The sequence below is a fragment of the Variovorax sp. OV700 genome (genome assembly GCF_900099805.1).
GTDB lineage: Bacteria > Pseudomonadota > Gammaproteobacteria > Burkholderiales > Burkholderiaceae_C > Variovorax.
This window is the reverse complement of the sequence record NZ_FNDR01000003.1, coordinates 231,513-253,492: the sequence shown is the minus strand read 5'-3', so window position 1 is coordinate 253,492 and position 21,980 is coordinate 231,513. Positions and strand designations below refer to the sequence as shown.

At 63.7% G+C, this 21,980-nt stretch carries 12 protein-coding genes; all 12 read right to left on the bottom strand.

Going from position 1 to position 21,980, the window contains the following annotated elements:
- Positions 1-93 precede the first annotated feature (93 nt).
- Positions 94-1,377 (bottom strand): NCS2 family permease, encoded by a 1,284-nt coding sequence (locus tag BLR24_RS08250; RefSeq protein ID WP_175543234.1) that lies wholly within the window; start codon positions 1,375-1,377, stop codon positions 94-96.
- A 197-nt stretch (positions 1,378-1,574) separates the two neighbouring features.
- Positions 1,575-2,558 carry a LysR family transcriptional regulator gene (locus BLR24_RS08245; protein WP_055794873.1) on the bottom strand — a complete coding sequence of 328 codons (984 nt, stop codon included), beginning with the start codon at positions 2,556-2,558 and terminating at the stop codon, positions 1,575-1,577.
- A gap of 126 nt (positions 2,559-2,684) precedes the next feature.
- Positions 2,685-5,135, bottom strand: coding sequence for a xanthine dehydrogenase molybdopterin binding subunit (xdhB, locus tag BLR24_RS08240; RefSeq protein WP_093015443.1), 2,451 nt, complete (start codon positions 5,133-5,135; stop codon positions 2,685-2,687).
- Between the two features lie 2 nt (positions 5,136-5,137).
- Positions 5,138-6,781: a xanthine dehydrogenase small subunit gene (gene xdhA, locus BLR24_RS08235; RefSeq protein ID WP_093015439.1), complete on the bottom strand. Its 1,644-nt coding sequence runs from the start codon at positions 6,779-6,781 to the stop codon at positions 5,138-5,140.
- Positions 6,782-6,983: 202 nt separating this feature from the next.
- Positions 6,984-8,735, bottom strand: coding sequence for a ShlB/FhaC/HecB family hemolysin secretion/activation protein (locus BLR24_RS08230; protein ID WP_093016303.1), 1,752 nt, complete (start codon positions 8,733-8,735; stop codon positions 6,984-6,986).
- 41 nt (positions 8,736-8,776) lie between these two features.
- Complete coding sequence (locus BLR24_RS08225) at positions 8,777-9,373, bottom strand: hypothetical protein (protein WP_093015436.1); 597 nt, start codon at positions 9,371-9,373, stop codon at positions 8,777-8,779.
- Between the two features lie 28 nt (positions 9,374-9,401).
- Positions 9,402-9,764, bottom strand: coding sequence for a hypothetical protein (locus BLR24_RS08220; protein WP_139188740.1), 363 nt, complete (start codon positions 9,762-9,764; stop codon positions 9,402-9,404).
- Positions 9,765-9,864: 100 nt separating this feature from the next.
- Positions 9,865-10,218 carry an Imm45 family immunity protein gene (gene imm45, locus BLR24_RS08215; RefSeq protein ID WP_175543224.1) on the bottom strand — a complete coding sequence of 118 codons (354 nt, stop codon included), beginning with the start codon at positions 10,216-10,218 and terminating at the stop codon, positions 9,865-9,867.
- A gap of 183 nt (positions 10,219-10,401) precedes the next feature.
- On the bottom strand, positions 10,402-10,734 hold the full coding sequence (locus tag BLR24_RS30365; protein ID WP_139188739.1) for a hypothetical protein: 333 nt from the start codon (positions 10,732-10,734) through the stop codon (positions 10,402-10,404).
- A gap of 61 nt (positions 10,735-10,795) precedes the next feature.
- Positions 10,796-11,416, bottom strand: a complete 621-nt coding sequence (locus tag BLR24_RS08210) for a hypothetical protein (protein WP_093015427.1) — start codon at positions 11,414-11,416, stop codon at positions 10,796-10,798.
- Between the two features lie 236 nt (positions 11,417-11,652).
- Positions 11,653-12,156, bottom strand: a complete 504-nt coding sequence (locus BLR24_RS08205) for an Imm42 family immunity protein (protein WP_254787224.1) — start codon at positions 12,154-12,156, stop codon at positions 11,653-11,655.
- Positions 12,156-21,974 carry a hemagglutinin repeat-containing protein gene (locus BLR24_RS08200; RefSeq protein WP_093015422.1) on the bottom strand — a complete coding sequence of 3,273 codons (9,819 nt, stop codon included), beginning with the start codon at positions 21,972-21,974 and terminating at the stop codon, positions 12,156-12,158. Before BLR24_RS08200 ends, BLR24_RS08205 begins: the two co-directional genes overlap by 1 nt.
- Positions 21,975-21,980: the final 6 nt, after the last annotated feature.

The following is a 21,980-nucleotide window of genomic DNA, read 5'->3' as shown; positions in this document are numbered from 1 at the left end:
TTCGTGGGTTTTTCTCGTTCAACAGCAACAAGCGGAAAACGCAGCTACAAGTCTAATAGCGTGCCCGCGACCATCGGCGCCCGACGGCTCCGCTCAGTGTCCTCCTACATAGGCGAACTTGAACAGGAAAACCGCCGCGATCACCCACACCATGGCATGCACTTCCCGTGCCCGCCCGGTGAACAGCTTGAGCACCGCGTAGGTGATGAAGCCGAAGGCCAGGCCGTTGGCGATCGAGTAGGTGAAAGGCATGGCCAGCGCGGTAACGACGGCCGGGATCACCTCGGTGGTGTCTTCCCACTCGAGTTCGACCAGATCGCGCAGCATCAGGCACCCCACGAAGAGCAGCGCCGGTGCGGTGGCATAGGCCGGCACCGAGCCCGCCAACGGCGAGATCATGAGGCACGCAAGGAACAGCGCCGCCACCACCACGGCCGTGAGGCCGGTGCGCCCGCCCGCCTGCACGCCGGCCGCGCTTTCCACATAGGCGGTGGTGCTCGAAGTGCCGAGCAGCGAGCCCGCGAAGATGGCACCGCTGTCGGCCAGCAGGGCCTTGTTCATGCGTTCCATCTTGCCGGGCACGAGCAGGCCGGCACGCTTGGCCACGCCCATCAGCGTGCCGGTGGCGTCGAACATTTCCACCAAAAAGAACACCAGCACCACGTTCAGGATGCCGCCCTTGAGCGCGCCCAGGATGTCCAGCTGCATGAAGGTGGGCGCGATGGAGGGTGGCGCGTCGAACACACCGTGAAACTTGTTGCCGCCGAAGAAGAACGACAGCACCGTCACCAGCATGATGCCGATCAGGATGGCGCCGCGCACCTTGAGCCGGTCGAGCACCACGATGACGAGGAAGCCCAGCGTCGCCAGCACCACCGGCGCCGAATGCAAATCGCCCAGCGTGACGAAGGTGGCCGGTGATGCCGCCACCACGCCCGCGCTCTTGAGCGCGATGAGCGCCAGGAACATGCCGATGCCCACGGTGATCGCCGTTCGCAGCGACTGCGGTATGCCTTGTATGAAAAGCTCCCGCAACCCCGTGACCGTGACGATCAGGAACAGGCAGCCCGAGATGAACACCGCGCCCAGCGCCACCTGCCATGTGTAGCCCATGCCCAGCACCACCACGTAGGCGAAGTAGGCGTTGAGCCCCATGCCCGGCGCCATGGCAATCGGGTAATTGGCATAGAGGCCCATGATCAGCGTGCCCACCGCGGCGATCAGGCAGGTGGCCACGAAGACCGAGCCCTTCGGCATGCCTGCGTCGCCGAGGATCGACGGGTTCACGAAGATGATGTAGGCCATCGTCAGGAAGGTGGTTAGACCCGCGATGACTTCGGTGCGCACCGTGGTGTTGTGCTCGGTGAGCTTGAACATTCGCTCAAGCCAGTTTGCGCTGTACGGTGGGCTGTATGGCGCGCTGCGCGGGCGCGCGGCCTCGCTGCTCCCCGAGGCACGGGAGTCGGTGACCTTGGGCACCTCTTCAAACCTGTTCATGTCGCTTGTCTCCAGCTGTTGTATTTGGCGATTGATTCATCGTTGCCCGTGCCGCGTCGCCGGCGCGGCCGAAGGCTTCAGGGCGGATCCGGGAATTCAGTCAACGCAAGACGCGACACGGGCGTCGAGGGCGTAGGCCGCAGCGACGAAGCCACGCCCTTGATGCATTCGCGCAGCCAGCGCGCGGAGCTCGACGAGTGGGTGCGCTCGTGCCAGAGCTGGTAGTACATGAGGCGCGGCAACGCCACGGGGCAATCGAGAATCTTCACCGGCAGCCGCGCCGCGAAGCGCTCGCAGTACTGGCGGCCGGTGGTGAGCACCAGCAGGCTCGAGGCCACCATGTCGGGAATGAGGCTGAAGTGCGCGCAGCGCGCCGTGATGTTGCGCTGCCGCCCGAGCTCGTCGAGCATCTGGTCGATGATGCCGCGCCCGCCCGGGTGCATGGGCGTGGGCGCGATGTGCTCGGCCGCGAGCCAGGTTTCCAGGTCCCAGCCGCGGCGCACCGCCGGATGGTCCTGGTTCACCAGCGACACCACCTCGTCGCCGAAGAGCCGTGCCATGTGCAGGTCTTCCGGGGGCTTCTGCCAGTTGCCGATCACCAAGTCGACCTGGCCGAGCGCCAGGTGGCCGTGGTAGTCCGAGTCGGGCGAGAGCGCATGGATCTCGATCTGGCACAGCGGTGCTTCGCGCTTCACGTGCGCCACCAGCATCGGCAGGAAGAGCGGGTCCATGTAGTCGCTCGCGGCAATGCGAAAGGTGGTGGCCGCCGACTGCGGCTCGAAGCCGCGCGCATCGGAGAACAGCATCTCGGCCGCGCGCAGGATGCTGGCGGCGGGTTCGATCATCCGCAGCCCCGCATCGGTCGGCACCATGCCGGAACCCGAGCGCACCAGCAGAGGGTCGCCCGACAGCTCGCGCAGGCGCTTCAGCGCGGCCGAGACGGCCGGCTGGTACATGCCCAGGCGGATGGCGGCGCGCGAGACGCTGCGGTCGGTCAGCACGGTGTGTAGAACCCTGATCAGATGAAGATCGATCTTGTCGAAGAGGGCCTGGTCACGCATGGCTTTGCCCCCTGGCAGCGGGCCGCAAACCCGGCGCGGCATGGCCGGTTCCGCGGTGTTTCGCGAAGGGGATCAGGGCGTAGGGCATGGGGAGGACTTTGGACATGCGCCAAAGTCTAGGCTTGGCTATGCAGACTGGACGGCGGTGATCGCACGAAGGATCGACTCGCTCGTGGCCGGTGCCTGGAGCGGCGGATCGACCTTGTGGCCGCCGACCGCCGACACCGCGTCGCGGATCGCGAAGAACACCGAGAACGGCAGCAGAAGCGGCGGTTCGCCAACGGCCTTGCTGCGGTGGATCGAGTCCTCGAAGTTCTGGCCTTCGAACAGGCGCACGTTGAACACCGGCGGGCAGTCGTTGGCGGTCGGAATCTTGTAGGTGCTGGGCGCGTGCGTGGTGAGCATGCCGCTTTTCGGGTGCCACACCAGCTCTTCAGTGGTGAGCCAGCCCATGCCCTGGATGAACGCGCCTTCGACCTGGCCGATGTCCACGGCCGGGTTCAGCGACTTGCCCGCGTCGTGCAGGATGTCGGCGCGCAAGAGCTTCCATTCGCCGGTGAGCGTGTCGACGATCACCTCGCTCACCGCCGCGCCATAGGCGTAGTAGTAGAACGGGCGGCCCTGCATCTTGTCCTTGTCCCAGCTGAGGCCCGGCGTGGCGTAGAAGCCGTCGGACCACAGCTGCTTGCGGTCGAGGTACGCCTCGCCCACCACGGTGCTGAAGGCCAGCGAGCGGCCGTTGACCTCGACCTTGTCGTTGGCGAAGCGCACCTCGCTCGCCTTGCCGCCGTGGCGCTCGGCCGCGCTCTCGGCCAGGCGCTCGCGGATCTGGCGCGCCGCATCCTGCGCAGCCTTGCCGTTCAGGTCGGCGCCGGTCGACGCGGCCGTGGCCGAGGTGTTGGCCACCTTGGTGGTGTCGGTCGCGGTGACGCGCACGCGCTCGAAGCTCACGCCCAGCTCGTGCGCCACCACCTGCGCCACCTTGGTGTTGAGGCCCTGCCCCATCTCGGTTCCACCATGGTTGACGAGGATCGAGCCGTCGGTGTACACGTGGACCAGCGCGCCGGCCTGGTTGAAATGCTGCACGTTGAACGAGATGCCGAACTTGAGCGGCGCCAGTGCCAGGCCGCGCTTGAGCACCGTGCTCTTTGCGTTGAAGGCGGCGATCTCTTCGCGCCGCGCGCGGTAGTCGCTGCTGGCTTCGAGGTCGGCCACCAGTTCGTGCACGATGTTGTCGGTCACGGTCTGGCGATACGGGGTGACGTTGTTCTCCGCCTTGCCGTAGAAGTTGATGCGCCGCACGTCGAGCGGATCGCGGCCCAGTGTGCGCGCCACCGAGTCCATGATGTTCTCGATGGCGATGGCGCCCTGCGGGCCGCCAAAGCCGCGGAAGGCCGTGTTGCTCTGCGTGTTGGTCTTGCCCGAGTAGCCGTGCATCGACACATTCGGCAGCCAGTAGGCGTTGTCGAAGTGGCACAGCGCACGGGTCATTACCGGGCCCGAGAGGTCGGCCGAGTGGCCGGCGCGCGAGACCATCGTGATCTCCGCGCCGAGGATGCGGCCCTCGTCGTCGTAGCCCATGTCGTATTCGTACCAGAAGCAGTGGCGACGGCCGGTGATCATGAAGTCGTCGTCGCGGTCGAGCCTGAGCTTGACCGGGCGGCGCAGCTTGCTGGCGGCCACCGCGGCCACGCAGGCAAAGAGCGCCGACTGCGATTCCTTGCCGCCGAAGCCGCCGCCCATGCGCCGGCATTCGACGTGCACCTCGTTCGACTGCAGGTGCAGCGCGTGCGCCACCAGGTGCTGCATCTCGCTCGGGTGCTGCGTGGAGCAATGGATGTGCAGCGCGCCGCCCTCCTTCGGAATGGCGTAGCTGATCTGGCCTTCGAGATAGAACTGCTCCTGCCCGCCGACATCAAGCGTGGCGCTGTGGCGGTGCGGCGCCTTGGCGATGGCGGCGCGCACGGCGGCTTCGTCGCCTTCGTTGGCCGCGCCGCCGCTGCGCACGATGTGCATCGGCGGCACCACGTACTGGCCGCGCGCATGCGCGTCCTGCGGCGTGAGCACGGGCGGCTCCGCGTCGACGGCGATGGCGTCCTTGGCCTTGGCAGCGGCACGGCGCGCGGCCTCGCGCGTTTCGGCGATCACGGCGAACACCGGCTGGCCCAGGTAGCGGATCTGGCCGCCGTCCTTCAGCGAAAGCAGAATCGGGTCGTCATGCACGATCGAGCCGCAGTCGTTGCTGCCCGGAATGTCGTCGGCGGTGAGCACCGACACGACGCCCGGCATGGCGCGGACCGCATCGAGCGACAGCGCCGTGACGCGCCCGTTGGCCGCGGGCGACAGGCCCAGCGCGCAATGCAGCGTGCCGGCAATTTCGGGAATGTCGTCGATGTAGGTGGCTTCGCCGGCCACGTGCAGGTGCGCCGACTCGTGCGGCCGGCTGATGCCGACGCGCGCGCCCTGGTCGTGCGCCAGGGTCTCAGCGCCCTGGTCGATGCGGGCGGCGGTGTTCTTGAGGTAGTCGGCAAAAGCCTCGGAGGGCTGCAGCAGGCGAGCGTCGATGGGTTTGTTCATGGTCAGACCCCTTCCGCGGCCTTGTCGGCCTTGATCGTTGTCGAATGCGGCATCGCGCTCCACACACTGGTCTCTTCGAGCGACAGCGCGTCTTCAGTGCGGGTTTCGAGCCAGAGGCGCTGGATCAGGTTCTGCGCCACCTGAAGGCGGTAGTCGGCCGAGGCGCGCATGTCCGACAGCGGCTGGAAGTCTTGCGCGAGCGCCTGCCTGGCGGCGTTCACGCTGGCCTGGGTCCATGGCTTGCCAACGAGCGCGGCTTCGGCGTTGGCTGCGCGCTTCACGATGGCGGCCATGCCGCCGAAGGCGAGACGCACGGCCTTGACCGTGTCGCTGCCCGGCTCCAACTCGATCGCAAAGCCGGCGCACAGCGCCGAGATGTCGCAGTCGAAGCGCTTGCTGATCTTGTAGGCGCGAACCTGGCGCTGCATGGCCGCGAGCGGAACCGCCAGCCCCTGCACGAACTCGCCGGGCTGCATCTGGTTCTTCATGTAGTCGACGTAGAAATCGGGCAGCGGCATGCGGCGCACGGTATTGCCGCGGCGCAGTTCGATCTCGGCGTCGAGCGACATCAGCACCGGCGGCGAATCGCCGATGGGCGAGCCGTTGGCCACGTTGCCGCCCATGGTGCCGGCATGGCGGATGGGCGGCGAGGCAAAGCGCAGCCACACGTCTTCGAGGCTGGGCACGCGCTGCACCAGGGCTTCGAAGGCCGCTTCGAGCGAGGCGCCCGCGCCGATGTAGAGCTCGCCGCCTGTGTCGCTCTGGCGGACTTCGATGGTTTTCATCTCGGCCACGTCGCCCACGTAGATGATGTCGCCCAGGTCGCGGAACTGCTTGTTCACCCACAGGCCGACGTCGGTCGAGCCCGAGAGCAGCTGGGCACCGGGTTTCTGCTCGCGCAGCGCCGCAAGATGGGCCAGGGTCTTGGGGGCATGGAAATGGTCGACGCGGGCGCCGAGCGGCGCGGCGTAGTCGAAACCATCGTTGCCGCGCAAGACCGTGAGCGCCGCCACCACGGGTTCCGTATCGAGCCGCACCGCGGGCAGGTCGAACATGCGCTGGCCCGCGTCCAGAATCGGCCGGTAGCCGGTGCAGCGGCACAGGTTGCCCGAAAGCTCGTCGGCCAGCTGCTGGCGCGTGGGCTGGGTGCCCTCGGCCTGGTGGTGCTCGTACGCCGACCACAGCGACATCACGAAGCCCGGGGTGCAAAAGCCGCATTGCGAGCCATGGCAGTCGACCATGGCCTGCTGCACCGGGTGCAGGCGGTGCACGGGATGCGGGCGCTTGTCCTGTCCCTGCACTTCGGTGGCGGCGGGGGCATTGGCGGGGCACTGGTCCTTGAGGTCCTCGACCGTGAAGAGCGCCTTGCCGTGCAAAGTGGGCAAGAACTGGATGCAGGCGTTGACCGTCTGCAACTGCAGGCCACCGATGGCGCCGGGGGCACTGGCATCCGTGGCCAGCTCTCCGATCACGACCGTGCAGGCACCGCAGTCACCCTCGTTGCAGCCTTCCTTGGTGCCGGTGCAGTGCGCGTCCTCGCGCAGCCAGTCGAGCACCGATCGGGTCGGATGGACACCGCTGACCTCGACGATCTTGCCGCGATGGAAGAAACGGACCGGTTGGATGTTTTTGGGCTCTGTGCTCATGCTTTTTGGCTCGTGGACGGCCGTTTTCCCGGCCATGCCCGGACGTTAGCCGGTTGCGCCCCGGCCCACATACCGCGTGAACCATATTGCGTATGTCGGCGCGGGTATGCGACCTAGGGAGAAACCCTGAAGAGTGAGAGCAAGTCCCGGGCCATGGCCTGTGCTGCCCGAAACCGTGTCGGCGGCAAGCTTCGGAAGCTGATCAGAAACTCGCGTTGAGATTGAACCCGAAGGTGGTCTTGGCCGTTCGATATCCCTCCGGCTTGCTGATCGGCGCCCCCATGAAGAAGTCATAGCTCAGCTTGCTCCACTGCCCGCGTACCCCGATGACGGCACCGGCCAGATGCTGCCCGAGCAAGCCGACGGTGCTCTGTCCGCCGACCTGCCCGTAATCGGCCCCCACATACAGCTCGGCACCGCTTTGCCCCATGGCCCAGCCGAGGTCATTGCGGATCAGCCAGCCGCGCTCGCCCATCAGGCTGGTCTCGCCATCGAAGCCGCGCACCGTGTAGCGCCCGCCGATGGCGAAGCGGTCCTGCGGCGTCAGCGGCGTGCGGTTCCACTGCGCGCGCATCAGGCCCGAATAGCGCAGCTTCTCATCGCCCAGCTTGAACGGCGCATTCAGGCTCAGCTCGGCCGTGTACAGCCGCATGCGCGAGGTGCCTTCCAGCGGCTCGCTGGGGTTGTTGCGGTAGGCAATCTCTTGCGGCGAGACTCTGGCGCCAAAGCCGCCCGTGCCATGCTTGTACGCCAGCGTGCCCTCCAGGGTTGCCTGGCCGATGAACTCCTTGTGGTTCAGGCCGAACTCCCAGCCGCCGATCACTTGGTGCTGCACCGGCACTTCCGTGTCTTCGATGATGCTGCGCGACTCCCTGCGAAACCCTTTGAAAGCCAGTGTCGTCTTGCGGCTCTGGTCGCGGTACACCAGGCGCGAGAGCTTCACTTCGGCGTTGTTGGACTTGCCGGCGTAGTTGATGGGGCCGTTGAAACTCGCCACGCTCTGCTGGTGCTGGCCGTTGGAAGCCGTCAAGCCCAGCATCCAGTAGCCGTACGGCAGCGAGTAGTGCACCGTCTGGCCCTCGGTGCCGTAGCTCGGCTCCGAGAGGAAATGGTTGTTGATGCTGTGGTTGGCGCTGACATAGAACAGGTCGTTCAGGCCCAGGGGGTTGTCGATGGAGACGGTGGCGCCGGCCTGGTAGCGGCCGGTGGCCTCGGTGCCGCTGTCGTCCAGGCTCAGGGTGACGCGCCACTTCTTGGATTGGACGTACTTGACCACCAGGTCGCTGTCGCCGGGCCGGGCATTCGGGGCGGTCGAGGGTTCGATCTGGATGTCGGCCTCGGCCGTGGGGGCGCGCTTGAGGTTCTCCAGGCCCTGCTCGATGTCGCGCAGGTTCAAGAGGTCGCCGGGCCGGGCGGGAATGGCGGAGCCCAGCAAGGCGCCGCTGCCCAGCAGCGTGGCCGAGGAATCGGGCGTGGTGCGGATCGCCGCGATGCGCCCCGGCACCAGCGACAGGGTCAGGGTGCCGAGGGACAGGTCCTGCGGCGCGGCCAGCACGCGGGTGGTGACGAAGCCGCGCGCGATGACGGCCTGCTGGGCGCGGGCCAGGACCATGTTGACGCCGGCCGTGCCGAGGCACCGGCCGAGCGGTGCATCGTTGCTCTCGGGACCGGACAGATCGGCGACAGCCCACTGGAAGGCCTCGGCCTGCTCGCCGACCAGGAGCACGCGGTCGATCCGAAAGCACGGGGCTTCAGAGGCCGGGATGCGCTGGGTGGGTGCGGGCGGTGCCGCCTGCAGGCGCTGGTCGACCGTGCGCTCGTTCTGCTCGCGCAGGGCGCGTTCGCGTTCCTGCTGGCGCTGCTGTTCGACGAAGGGTTGAGGGGTGGTCGGGGACTGCTGGGCAATCGCCAACAACGAAGAAGTGGCCAGAGCCAGGCCGACGGCCACGGCCATGCGCGTGCGCCGAGGCACGCCGGTGAAGCGGCGGCTCATGGTCAGCGCCTGAATTCGACCGTGCGGACGGCGGACGGTTTGCCCGAGAAGCCGCTCACGGCGCCATCGGCGCCAAAGAGGATGTCCACCGGCTCGTCTTCCTGCGTCGTCCAGTAACGCCAGCTGCTGGCGTTCAGGTCCTTGGTGTCGTTGCGCGAGGGGTAGCTGAGCGCCATCAGCACCTGGGGCCGGGTCATGCCGGGCACGACCTTGGCGGCGTAGACGGCCTTCTGCACTTCGGGGCTCCAGCCGGCGAGCGCCACCCGGGGATCGGTGGGCACCACGATCTGGCGTGCCCAGCGCAAGGCGTCGTCCTTGCTGCGGGCGGCATCGTCGCGCAGGGAGACGTAGTCGCCGCCGATGGTGCCGAAGAAGTAGGTGTCGCGCTTCATGGTGTCGAGCACCACGGGTTCGCCGGCCGGCATGATGGGGCCGCCGAGCATGTTGGTGCTGGAGACCCAGCCGTAGTCGGGGCGCAGGTTGCAGCAGGTGTAGCCGGTGATGGGCTGGGCGAGCTTGGTGGCGCAGCCGGACAGGAACAAGCAGGCGACTATCGCGATGGCGGCAGCAGCATGCGGGAAGGGGTGTGACAGCTTCATTCTCATTTTTCTATCGAACTTCGTGGCCTCAGAACCGGCCACTGTCCTTGGGGTTGTGCACGACCTGGATCAGCACATCGGGGGTGTAGGACTTGGTGCGGGAGATTTCGGCGATCTCTCCGCCTGCCGCGCCGGCGAAGACGAGAACGCCCTGTCCCTTGTAGGCGAGGTAATGGCGCCATCGGTCCGTTCCGTTGTACGTGGGAATCCAGGCCTTGCCGGTGTTGGTCACCGTTTCGGCATTGGGCTTGCCCATGACCTTGAGGGCGTCCGCGTAGCTCATGCCGATGCGAAGCTGCGCGATCGCAGTGCCCGGCACAGGCTTGCCGACGGTGGTGCGCTCTTCGTCTTCTTCTTCCGCCACCAAGGCGCGGCGGGTGGGCTCGTACAAGGGCGCGGTTCGGCAGGCGGCAAGTACGACGCACACCAACATGAGCACACAAGTTGATCGAATTTTCATCCCAAAAATTCCAAGAAAATCACACAGAGAATTAATCAGCATCCAAGGAGTCAATGGATTTTGGCCCTCGGATCCAAACCTCGTCAGGCGTTCCATCTGGGTACACCCATTTCCTCCAGTTATCTATCAACCAAGCGCGTTGCAATCCAATTGCATTGTTGCCCTTTGATTCCGAAGGAAATATCAAATAGGTCATTCCAGATTTATGGCCAGAACTCACCATCAAACCATATACCCCATCTTTTGCCGGATCGAAGATTAAAAAATCGGTATAAGCATCAGGATACCAGTCAAAAGTACCTTTTGGGCTTTTCGGAATGCGAAGCACACTGCCGCGTCGAATATACGCACCGCCGTTATCCGTTAGTTTCATCCATTCGTCCATCATCCATCCTTAAGTTGGGTTCGCCACTCAGGGCGCGATCACGTTAAACGATGGATCGGGAAGCTGGCAGTTGCCAGCAGTGGGATCGCCATTACGAACAACCTAGCTGCAATCGCAACAGGAGGAGCGAACAAACTGCACCCTCACTCTGGATATTTCAATCCCGCCCCCGCGGCTGGGTATTCATCCAGCAGTCGTCGGATCTGAATACGTAAATCTTAGGTAATTTCCTATGTGCATGTACTTCACTGCTTGGCCAATCGACAGCCGATCTATTTTTTTTACCACCACAGAATTGACGAGAGGTAAGCATGAGCCTGTCGCACTCAGACTAAGATCTGCCTCTAGTTTTATTCGTTCTGGAGTGTAGAAACAAAAGGAAAACGATCGCCCACCCACACTAACCATCACATCATCCAAAACCCCTCTGGCCTCAGCCTCAGCCTCAGCCTCATACTCGGCACGAGCGTCGAAATCGGGAGGAAATTCAATGGAAAGTTCGTCGATATCTTTCATAAAGTTCCCGGAATTTCTCCATCGACATAGGCGCCGCAAGTTGCTAATTTAGAGGCACTATTTAAAATTTGAAATGGTCTGGAACAAATAAAAAATGAAAAGGCGAAAGCGTTTCGCCCCAGCCGTCATCAAGAATCAAGCCTCTTAAAAAATCGTCGACTTCGGGCCTATATTTTGCAAAAGAAAAATCGACGTCATACCACCACGGTTTCTTCTCCTGCAATACTTCAGCGAGGTTTATGAATTTCAAATCGTTCAATTCCGCCTCGTAGTCACCAATTTGCGGCTGCATACTGGACCAGATAATCCAATCACGCTCACCGTCTTCTTTCGTCAATCTCTTATATATTTCACTCAACCCCAAAAAGGCAACAACAACAGCATCTCGAAGGCTTTTTGGATGCATGTATTTTTCCGAGAGAAAAGGATACAACTTATTTTCTCTTAACTCAATATCCACCAAAGCAACATTCAGCCCCGAAAAACCACTGAGCTCTTGATGCCGCTTTACATTCATTTCATTGGCTATTTTTTTGCTCAGAAGGAATAGGGAATTCAAGCAAAAAATAGAGGTAAAGTCCTTAAAAAAGTCCTCCACACCCTCAAATTTAGGAGGCGAATTTTCATCATAGCCGAGAGCAAAAAAAACATCTCTCATGGCTGGCGACATTAGTATTTTCATGGCCAGTCAAACCTAATTGAATTCTCACTAAGATACTTCAATCCCGTGTTGATGGCCCTTTAAATTTGAGGATCATCCAACATTCTGTTATTGATAACTCGAGGAGCCGGTGTCAAATTTTCAGGGGTTTGAATTTTCAACCCTATCCTCCCTGAAGGTGAACTTGTCCCGCGCGTTGACCGGGATTGGCATTCTCCATATCTAACCGTGAAGCGCTCGCCGAGGAGCAAAGTACATTACGTGCCCTCCCTACCCTCAGAGTCCTTCAATGTGGCCTCCATTTCCGCAACAGCGGACTGAAAAACATCAAGAACAGTATTCAAAGGAAGGATCAACTCTCCAATCGGCTTCCCTTCTCCTTCAGAATACAAAATCCTTTCGTCTTTATCGCTCAAGACTTCATGAAACACATCAATCCCCGCATCCATCAAAGACCAAGTCGAAATGACGTGCGATCGATATTCGCCTTCCTCGGTCTCCGGAAAGCTCAGATTTTTCAGATGTGCGAAGGCATCCGCGGCACTCCATTCCGAGGAAATCTCCCTTTTTCCTTCACGCAAAGAAGGAATGATGGATTTCATTCTGATCAATTCCGGCCCGAGCGTTGATCGAAAAAAATTTCCGCCGATTATTCGATTCTGCAAAACAAAGCACATGACTCCATTTCTTATCTCTTCCGTGGACCAAGTCTCTATAGGCTCGACACAAATTCCAAACAAATCCGGATTACCAAAGATCATCATTTCCCCTTATATCCAAGCGCTCGTCGCACTCTAATTGGAATGCTTTCAGGCCGCAAGGGATTACCGCCATCCGAAGTGCTGCCCGACCAATGATAGACGCCGTTTCCGTTATCAAAAAATCGGTTAATCGCACCTTCAGCGTCCACTCCGTAACGTACACCATCTCCGCCTGGCATAGAGTTGCCGAAGATATCAAGCGAATTTTTTGGCTCCGTACCTGCGACAGATGAATAGCCTGGATTTCCTGGCGTGTGCTTGGGATTGGACTCCACTGTCAAGCCGTTGGGTGCGACGATAGGACCAGCAATAGGAAGATTGCTCCCTTGACTCATGACAATGTTTCCCGGGAGGGGACCATTGTTGAGGGTCGACGTAGATGTGTTACCAGTCGCGGGATTTGACTCCCCATATCCTGGCGTCCCTTGGGCCGGAAGAGCAGTACCCGGCGTAGAAGTGCTGTTCCCTTCCGCCCCTGCGGGCGTCGGCGTTGTAGTCGGACCGCTTGGCGAAGGTTGTTGCCCTGCGCCATACCCGTCCGCGCCCACCACCGCGTTCACGGACGCCTGGATTGTCTGATACGCAACGAAGAGCATCGACATCCCAGGGTAGCGAGAGATCAACCCTTCAATGCTAGATAACGAGGGCATCGTCGGAGAGATCAGCATCCCAGTATTCGGGTCCACCCGCAACCCTCCTGCACCGGCAGCTGAGCCCGCAGCGGCACCTCCTGCTACTCCTCCGCCCACGCCTGGAGCGACGAATTGCATATTCCTAATATTCGGGTCTTGATCTTGCAAGACCCGATCACCCGTGACATCAATCGAGTTCAGGCGCACAAACTCTTCCATCCCGTTCAGGAAGTTCTCCAAAATCTGCAAATCCGCACGCTGTTGCTCCGTGAGGGAGGGATCACTGCGGAACTGTTCGATCTCGTTGCGCGCCTGCTGCGCAGGGGTCAGCGGCTGCGAGCCCGGGCTGGTCGGCGCGGGCGTAAAAAACCCATCCAATGCGTCAAGCGCCGCAAGCACGACCAATGGCCCCAACTGGATCAACTGGCCTGATGCCGTGGACGTAATCGATACCTGGGCCCCAATCTCCCGCATGGCTCGGTCGCGGTCGGTCATGCGCAGTCCGTTGGTGCTGTCCACCCCGGTTCGCACCGCCGTATTGCCGGCAAACCCCGAAATCCCGCTTTGCGTGAGGCTCAAGCGATTGACATCATTGCTGCCGATGCCGACGTTGCCCGAACTCGTCCCCGAGGTGCTGGTGCTGAAGTTGACGCTGTACCCGCTGCCTTGGAAGGTGTCGTGGTTGACCAGATCGGTCATCGTCAAACTGCCTGTCGCGAACCTGTTCCTGCCTGCATTGACCGCCGCATCGGTGCTGCTGATCACGCCGCCCACAAGGTTGGTATTGCCCGCCACGTTGACGCCGAAACCGCCGTCACCCGCAAGGAATCCGCTCTGTTGGGTCGCACTCGCGAAATTGCCGTCCCCACGCATGTTGTTGGCATAGACGCTCACGCTGCTGTCGCCGTAGCAATACCAAGCGCAGATGGTGGCGTTGAAGCCACCGCCACTGTTCTGGCTGTGATAGGTGCTGGTGTCCTGGAGGGTCTCGATTTGCAAGTTGCCGCCCACGTCGGCATTGATGCGGCTTCCCGAAACCGTGGCACCTCGAACAATGGTGTCGCCACCACTGGTGATATTCACTTGCTGGCCCGCATGGATGGTGGTGTTCGTCCACGCGCCATCGGTGCCGTTGTCCCGGCCGCTCTGACTGCCGGCCGCCACCTCGATCGTGAGGCCGTTGCTTTCCCCGAACGTGAAGCCCACGCCGATGCTGGCGTTGCTGCTGTGGCTGGTGGAACTCTGCTCCCTGGAATTGGCCGCCGCCTCGAGTGTGATGTTGTTGTCCGCCGCCAGGTTGACGTTCTTGCCGGCGCTGATCTCACTTCCGCGCACAAGAATATTGGAGTCTCGCCCGCCGCCCGTGGCGGTGATGGTGACGTTGCCGCCGGCCTGCACGCGCGAGCCAGCCGACGTATCGCTGCTTTGCGTCCGTGTGGATTCGCTGGAACTGCTGCCCAGCGTGAGGGTGCCCCCCATGCTCACGGCACCGGTCGCGCTCCCGCTGCCTGTGACTGCAGCTTGGGAAATGTCCTGGTACGCCGAGTAGCCACTAAGTGCCATGCTGGCGGCGCCCAGCGCCTGCATCCGGTCGTCCTTGGTGTCGTGCATTGCCTGGGTGGTGTCCTCCAGATTCCGCAGCATGTCGATCAGCGGCGCCTTGATGCCGAGCGTGATCCCGCTCTGAGAGAAGCTCTGCGTGCTTTCGCTGCGGCTGGTTTCGCGCGCCTCAACGATCTGTACATCGCGCGCCAAGATGTCGACGTCGCCGCCCGGGGCAATCACATCGCTGCCCACTTGGCTGTAGCGGTTGCCAGCGGTGATGATGACGTTGCCCGTGATCGCCCCCACGGTGCTGCCTACGGCGGTGCTTTCTTCGCGATTGCGGGTGGTGCGCGTGTCCTCATGGCCCCAGGTCCAACCCGAGTTCGAATCAAACATGCCGCTGTTCGATTCCTCGCGGACATACTGGCTGTCGCGCGTCTGCGTCGCGGCCTCAATGGTGATGTTGTTGCCCGCCCAGAGCTCTGTCCCCTGGTCGCTCACGACGTTCGAACCACGGATGCGGATGTCGTTGCCTGCATCCAGCACCACAGTCCTGCCGCCCAGGCTGCTGCCGATGACGCTGGTCGACCCGAAGGTGCCCCGCTCCATGCTGCTGTCGCTGCCCCAGAAGCCGCTGTCCTCGGTGCGGCGCCCCGCATTGAGCACCGATGTTGACTGTCCGGCATCGATCGTGATGTTGCGTGTGGCGGCCACCTCCAGCGCGCCCTCCGAGCTGTTGATGGTGCCCGCGCGCACGTTGACATCCCGCTGGGCGTGCAGACTGATGTCTCCGCTGGTCTCGATGCGGGTACCGACTTCTCGCGTGCTGGCTTCGGAACGGTAGTTGCCGGCGTCCCGAACCGTGGTGTCCTGCCTTGCAGTCGTGACGGTGCCAAGGTTGATGTCACGGCCCGCACCGATCTCGGTCGTGCCGTCCTTGCCGCTGTTGACGACGAGGGCGCCGATCAGGTTCACGTCGCGCCCCGCCGAAGCCACGAGCACGCCATTGGGGTCGCTCACATACAGACCCGCCACCCGGTCGACGATGGTGGCGCCGCGCAAGCTCACAGCCCCGGGCGTCAGATCCAAGGCCAACCCACTGGTGCTGGTGGTGGTGGTGGTGCGGACATTGATGTCGCGCCCAGCGTCGATTGTGAGTTGGCTGGCCGCGTCAATCGTGCCGCCAATGTTGTTCAGATCCGTCCGAGCCTTGAGATCGACGGCGCCGCCGGAGATGCGGCCGTTCAGGTTCTGGATGTTCTCCGCCGTGATGCTCACGGTCTTGCGCCCGCCGACGGTGCCGCTGTTGACGAAGTCGCCATCGAGCTTGATGTTGACCTCCTTGCCGGCCAGCAAGGCGCCCGAGCCGTCAATGTCGCCGTTCTTCACGCGCACATAGACCTGCGGCACCAGCACGCGCTGGGTGCTGCCGTCGGGCAAGGTGACGGTCTGCTCCACCAGCCAGACGATGTCGCTGGTGAGCTGGGCCATCTGCGCATCCGTGAGGGCGATGCCCGGGCGCAGGCCATACTGGCGTGCAAAGGTGACACCCGCGTCCATCAGCGCGGCGTATTGCTTGTCGTCGCTGTCGTAGCCATCCAGGTAGCGGTAGCCCGTCAGCTGCGCCACCTGCTCGCGGATCAGGCGCTGCTCGTAGTAGCCGTCGCCCAGGCGTTTGAGCGTGTTGTTCGGGTCCAGCCCCAGGTTGTTCAGCAGGTAGTCGCTGCTGAGCCAATTGCGGTAGTTGGCAAATCTCGGATCGGTCTCGATCAGGTAATGGCTGGAAGCTTCCGGATGCGTGCGGAACAGGCTGGCGGTGGGCACCGTCAGGCCAGGCAAGGTGGTACGCACGACTTGCTTGGTCCCGGAACTGGCCGCCAGGTTCACCTCGATGATCGGATGGACGATGGGGCCTGCGGCGCCGCCCGTGCCCGCCCCCGGCGCGCTCACCGGCGTGCCGGTCCCGCCTGCCACGCCCGTGGGGCCGCCGGCATTGACGCCGCTCGCGCCGGCGACGCCCTGGTTGGTGTTGCCGGGCGTCAAGGTGCCAATAGGTGTGCCGCTGCCAAACACGGTGACGTTGCCCTCCTGCCGCGCGGCGGCCAGGGTCACGGTGATAGGAACGCTGGTGTTGTAGGGAGATATCTGTTCGCCGTCACCCAGACCGGCCTGGAACAGCTGCACGCCGGTGCGCGTCTGCGCCCCTGAGACTTCGACGTTCTTGTTCGTGATCGTTCCGCCGGTGACGGTCAACGCACCACCGGCCAGGATCTGGCTCATGTCGTTGGTGCCGCTGCCTACCGCAATGTCCATCTTGCCGCCGGCGATGATGCGGGCGGGCGACGACGTCTGCAGCACCGGAGTGGTGGTCGATTCGGTATAGACCCAGGCGTAGTAGGAGCGGGCGTAGTTGTCGTAGACGTCGCGGATGAAGGCTTCGGTCGCTGCGTCGAGGCGCTTGTGCGCGTCCAGGTAAGCGGCTCGCTGCGCATCGTCGGCCGGGGTATCCGTGGCTGGCGGCGTTACACCGAAGGTGGCCCAGATCGGATCGGTGCGGGAATACCAGGCGCCGGGCTCCGTGAACTCCTCGCTGAAGTCGATGCTGATCTGGCGCGTGCCAGTGAGATCGCTGCTGTTGCGCGGCGGGTTCGCGTAGTAGGCGCCGTATCGGGATTTCGGATAGCTGGCGGACGGAACCAGAATGCCCGAGAACTGGCCGGAGACTGGCCCCGCGGCGTAGCTCGCGAAGCTCGGCCACAGATAGCCCATCAGGTGCGCGAAGTCGACCGATGGGCCCTGGACTGACACGAACACCAGCTGGCTTGGGTCATAGCGCGTCGAACTGCCGGGCAGCGCATATTCGGTGTGCTGCGTGCCATCGGAGATGGTTTGGGTGGTCCAGGTCACGCCGCCGTTGGTGTTGTTCAGGACATTCGTCTTGATGTCGATGTTGCGCGTGGCCTCGATGGTCGCGGCGTGGTTGTTCACCGTGCCGGCCGAGCCGGTGGCCTTGCCGTCGACCAACGTGCCGCCGATGAAGATGTCGCCATCGCTGAAGATCAGCGCACCGTTGCGGTTGTTCAGGGTGGTGACGCCGAGGTCCAGGCGCAGACGCGCGGCGATGGTGCCGGCCGAGGCCACGCCGTTGACCGTCTCGGCGTCGTTGTTGAGCGTACCGACGCCGATCGAGATTTGGTCGCCGTAGATGCGGCCGGTGCCCAGGTTGTTCAGCGTGGCGGCATTGATGCGCGTGGTGCCGCCGTCAATGACACCGCGGTTGGTGACCGTGCCGCTGGCGTTCAAGGTGGTGGTCTTGCCCTGGATGTCGCCGGTGGCGGTGTTGTCGATGTTCTTTGCCGAGAGCGTGAGGTCGTTGCCGGCTGCCAGCCGGCCGCTGTTGGTAATGTCACCGGTCGTGGAGAGCGTGAGATTGTTGTTGGCAACGGTCTCGCTGCCGGCCGCGAAAGTGATGTCCTGCGTGACCGCCAGGCTCATGTCGCCAAGAGACAGCAGCTTGCCATCCCATGTGACCGAGCCCGCGTCGAGCACGGCGTTGTTGCCGCCAACCAGGGTCCCGCCGGTGTTGAGCACCGACAGGGTCTTGGGCGTGCCGGGGTCTCTCACCGTGAGCGTGTCTCCGGCGGAGATCAGACCAAGGGAGTTGTCGATCAGCCCGTTGCTGGTGAGGGTGGCGTTGACATCGGCCCGGATAGCGCCGGCGTTGTTGACCAGGTTGCCGGTGCCGATGACGACGTTCTGGCCTTCGATGCCTTGGTCCGTCCCTTGGGTGTTGGTGTTGACGATGGTGCCGGCGTTCAGCGTCGTCGTCCCAATCGACCGGAGAAGGCCGCCGTTGTTGATGATGCTGCCGGCGTTGATGCCGAGATCGCCCACGGACTGCGTCTGGCCACCGCTGTTGTCGTAGCTCGCGCCGTTGGTGTCGATCGCCACCGTGGACTGGCCCAACACGATGCCGCCATTGGCGTTGGTGAACTGGCCGGTGGACGCGCCGAAGTTTCCTGCGGCGCCGATGAATCCGGCGCTGTTGTCCACGGCCCCGGTGGTCAGGCTGAGCGTGCCGCCACTGGTGATGCCGCCCTGGCCATTGAGGTACCCGGCCGCATTCGTGGTGGTGAGCGCCTGACCATTCGTGTCGATGGTCATGGCGCCGCCGCTTTGCACCAGGCCAGTGTCGTTCTGGAGCGCGCCGGACTTCAGATTGACGGTGCTCGTTGCCGCCAAGGTACCCTGGGCGCTGTTGTCCAGGGTATTGCCGCGCGTGTCCACCGACACGCTGTTGCCGAAGACCTTGCCACCGCGGTTGCTCAGCCCGCCGTTGACCAGGGTAGTGTCACCGCCGGCTTGCAGGGTGCCGCCGTTGTTGACCGTCGCGCCAGTCGTCGTGACGCTCAGGTTCCCCGTGACGGCGGCTGCGGTTCCGCCGCTGTTGTCCAGCGTGCCGGCCACGAGCGTGGTGTTGCCGTTGGCCGCCAGCATGCCGCCCACGTTGGTCGCAGCGCCGCCGATGGTGGCAGTCAGGTCCCCGACTGCGGTCGCGCTGCCGGCGTTGTTGTTCAGGCTTCCCGCCGCTATGGTGGTGTTGCCGCCCGCTCCGATCACGCCCTGGTTGCTGTTGTCCAGCAGGCCGCCCACGCTCAGGCCGAGGCTGGAGGTTCCGGCGGCACGGATCGATCCGCCCTCGTTCACCAGGCTGCCGGCCGCGATGCTCGTGTTGCCATTGCTGGCGATGGTTCCCCCGCTGTTGTTCAGGAGGCTGCCCACGGCCAGCGTAGTGGCGCCGGTGCCTGCCTGGACGATGCTGCCGCCCTGGTTGCTCAGCGAGCCGGCCGACAGGTCGATCTGTTGCGCGTAGGTGGTTCCGCCGTCCTGGTTGAAGGCCCCTGACATGGCCACCGACAGCGCGCCATTGGCGGTGATCTGTCCGCTGCTGCCGCTGTAGCTGCCGCCTGCAATGCTCAGGGTCCCGGTACCGGCGTGTTCGATCTTGCCGGCCGCGTTGGTGATGCTCGCGCCTTGCAGCGTGAGGTCCTGCCCGTTGCTTGCAATGCGGCCGCCGTCGTTGTTCAAGGCGCCCGCCACGGCGATGGTGGTGGCGCCGGTGCCGGTCTGCACGATCTCGCCGCCGTTGGTATTGGCCAGGTTCGAGACGCTGAGCTGCAGCTGGCCGGCGTTGAGTTGCCCGGCGTCGTTCACGAGCGTCTGCGCCGCATTGCTGTTGGCCGTCACGCTCAAGGTGCCGGGCGTCACGACCGAGGCCTGGCTGGTGGTGACGTTGCCTTGCGTGGCCGTGAGCGCGATGTTCGCGGCGTTGGTCTGGCTGGCCGAGAGATCGACACTCGCGCCCTGCAAGGTGGCGTTGCCGGCCGCGAGGTTGGTGCCGTGTGCCATCAGGGCGCCGCTGGTCGTGACCATTAGGTCGCCTGCCGCAGCCAGCGTGCCGTCGCTCTGGATGCCTGCGCCAAGCACGCCGGTGCTGCTCCCCTGCAAGCTGCCCGCGGTGACCGTCGCATGGCGTCCGGCCGTGATGCTGCCGTCGTTGGTCAGTGTGCCGCCGACCGCCACCGTCGCATCGTTCGTGCCGCGCAGGCTGCCGCCATTAACCAGCGAACCGGCCTGCACATTCAGGTCGGTGGCCGCACCGATGATGCCGCCGCTGCCGTTGAGGAGCTGGTTCGCCACCGCCAGCTGAACATCGGCCTGCGCCGACTGGATGCTGCCCTGGGTGTTCGAGAGAGTGCCAGTGTGGAGCGTCAGGACCTGATTGGAGACGAGCGTTCCGGCGTCATTGACGATGGCTCCGGACACGTTCGCGCTCAAGCTGCCCGCCGCCGAGATCGTTCCTCGTGTGTTCTCCAGCGTCCCGCCCACTGAAAGGGTCGCTTCGGTCGCGCTGGTCAGTACGCCGTCGGTGTTCACGAGGTCGCCGCTGGTGGCGATGTTCAGGCTGCCGGCGTTCAGCGTCCCTGCCGAGTTGTCGAAGGTGCCCAGGTTGCCGGTGAACGCGCCGGAGACGTTCAGAGTTCCGCCGTGATTGGAGAAGCTCGGCTGGCTCAGCGCCATGCTCGCGACGCTCAACGTGCCGCCGTTGTTGATCAGGTTCGCTGTTTGCAGCGTGATCGGGCCACCGGCGTAGATCTTGCCGCCGTCGTTGCGGATTGCCCCCGCGGCGGTGATGGTGCCCGGTTCGATGGGAGGCGGTGCGGGCGCCGGTGCGCTTGTGGTGGTAGTTCCGCTGGTTGTGGTTGTGGTTCCGCCGGACGAAGTCGTTCCGGTGCCGGTGGTACCACCCGACGTGGTTCCCGTGGTCGTGCCGCCCGTCCCAGCGGTCGGCGCCGGTGCGGGTTCGAGACCGATCACCCCGCCACTCGTGTTACTCACCGTTGGCGCGGCAAGGGTGAGCGCCACGCCGCTGGTCTGGCGGATGGTGCCGCCGCGGTTGTCGATGTCGCCGTCGAGGCTGGTGAGCTGGACGCCCTGGCCTTCGAGCGTGCCGCCCGTGCCATTGGTCGAGTTGGTTAGGTTGCCCTGCGTCGTGACCCGGAGGTTGCTGCCGCTGGAGATCGTGCCGCTGTTCGCAAGGCTCGCGGCCGAGAGGTTCGCATCGGCCGTGGCCTGGATCGTGCCGATGTTCTCCAAGCGCCCGGCGCTGGTGACAATGAGCTGCCCGGCTCCCGCTAAAGCGGTGGTGCCCGGTGCGGCCTGGATGCTGCCCGCGTTGCGCACGCCCAGGCCAGCCTCGGTGCCGATGAGCGTGATCTTGCCGGCGTACATGCCGCCGAGGGCGGCGACGTCCAAGGCAAAGGTGGGGGCCGTGCCGGTGCCCGCTGTCGGTGTGATCTGGCTGTGGTCGGCGCTGATCTGGTTCGCACCCGTCACGACCTTGAGCTCGGTCGCCCAGATGCCGGCATTGGCTTCGACCGCACGCGCGAGAATGGCGGCGTAGTCGGTCCGGCTGGCATCGAAGCCCGCGCCGTTGATCGTGATGGTGCCGCCGCGCACCAGAAAGCTGTCGAGGCCGCCGTACGCATTGAACTGCGGCGTGCCGGTCGTGAGGGTCGTTCTCGACGCGTTGATGAAGCCAGCGCCATCGACGTTGATGCCAGCCGGATTGGCAATGACCACTTCGGCCCGCTGTCCGCCGACTTCGATGTAGCCGCGCAGCTGGCTCGGATTGCCGCCGTTCACTTCGTTGAGAATGATGCGCGCGGCGCCTGTGGCGAGATAGGGATTGCCTTGGACAATGCCGCCGAGCTGGGTCTGCACATTCGAACGGCTGTTGTTCAGGATGGCGCCATTGGTCCCGACATTGAAATCGCTGTAGACGTTGCGCGAGACACCGGCGGCGCTCGGAGTTTGTATGTTGATCAGCGGGGTGCCATTGGGCGCCACGAGCACGGTGGGACGCAGGTTGCCGGGGACGTTGGGCGCGCCGGCGATCTGGGCCTGTCCAGGGAACGCCACCAGCACGCCGACGAGCGCCACCACCGCCGATGCTGACGCTGCACCCCCACCTCCCGTAGCCTTGGAAGCACCCTTGCCCGTGCTTTTCGCAGTCTCCTGCACCACCATCCTCAGACCGCGCTTGGCATTGAACACAATGCGGTGCAAATTCTTATTCATCTCGTT

Excerpts from the sequence above, each read along its gene's own strand:
- BLR24_RS08250 (WP_175543234.1), bottom strand. The coding sequence starts at position 1,377 with ATGTTCAAGCTCACCGAGCACAACACCACGGTGCGCACCGAAGTCATC.
- BLR24_RS08245 (WP_055794873.1), bottom strand. The coding sequence starts at position 2,558 with ATGCGTGACCAGGCCCTCTTCGACAAGATCGATCTTCATCTGATCAGG.
- xdhB (WP_093015443.1), bottom strand. The coding sequence starts at position 5,135 with ATGAACAAACCCATCGACGCTCGCCTGCTGCAGCCCTCCGAGGCTTTT.
- xdhA (WP_093015439.1), bottom strand. The coding sequence starts at position 6,781 with ATGAGCACAGAGCCCAAAAACATCCAACCGGTCCGTTTCTTCCATCGC.
- BLR24_RS08230 (WP_093016303.1), bottom strand. The coding sequence starts at position 8,735 with ATGGCCGTGGCCGTCGGCCTGGCTCTGGCCACTTCTTCGTTGTTGGCG.
- BLR24_RS08225 (WP_093015436.1), bottom strand. The coding sequence starts at position 9,373 with ATGAAGCTGTCACACCCCTTCCCGCATGCTGCTGCCGCCATCGCGATA.
- imm45 (WP_175543224.1), bottom strand. The coding sequence starts at position 10,218 with ATGGACGAATGGATGAAACTAACGGATAACGGCGGTGCGTATATTCGA.
- BLR24_RS30365 (WP_139188739.1), bottom strand. The coding sequence starts at position 10,734 with ATGAAAGATATCGACGAACTTTCCATTGAATTTCCTCCCGATTTCGAC.
- BLR24_RS08210 (WP_093015427.1), bottom strand. The coding sequence starts at position 11,416 with ATGAAAATACTAATGTCGCCAGCCATGAGAGATGTTTTTTTTGCTCTC.
- BLR24_RS08205 (WP_254787224.1), bottom strand. The coding sequence starts at position 12,156 with ATGATCTTTGGTAATCCGGATTTGTTTGGAATTTGTGTCGAGCCTATA.
- BLR24_RS08200 (WP_093015422.1), bottom strand. The coding sequence starts at position 21,974 with ATGAATAAGAATTTGCACCGCATTGTGTTCAATGCCAAGCGCGGTCTG.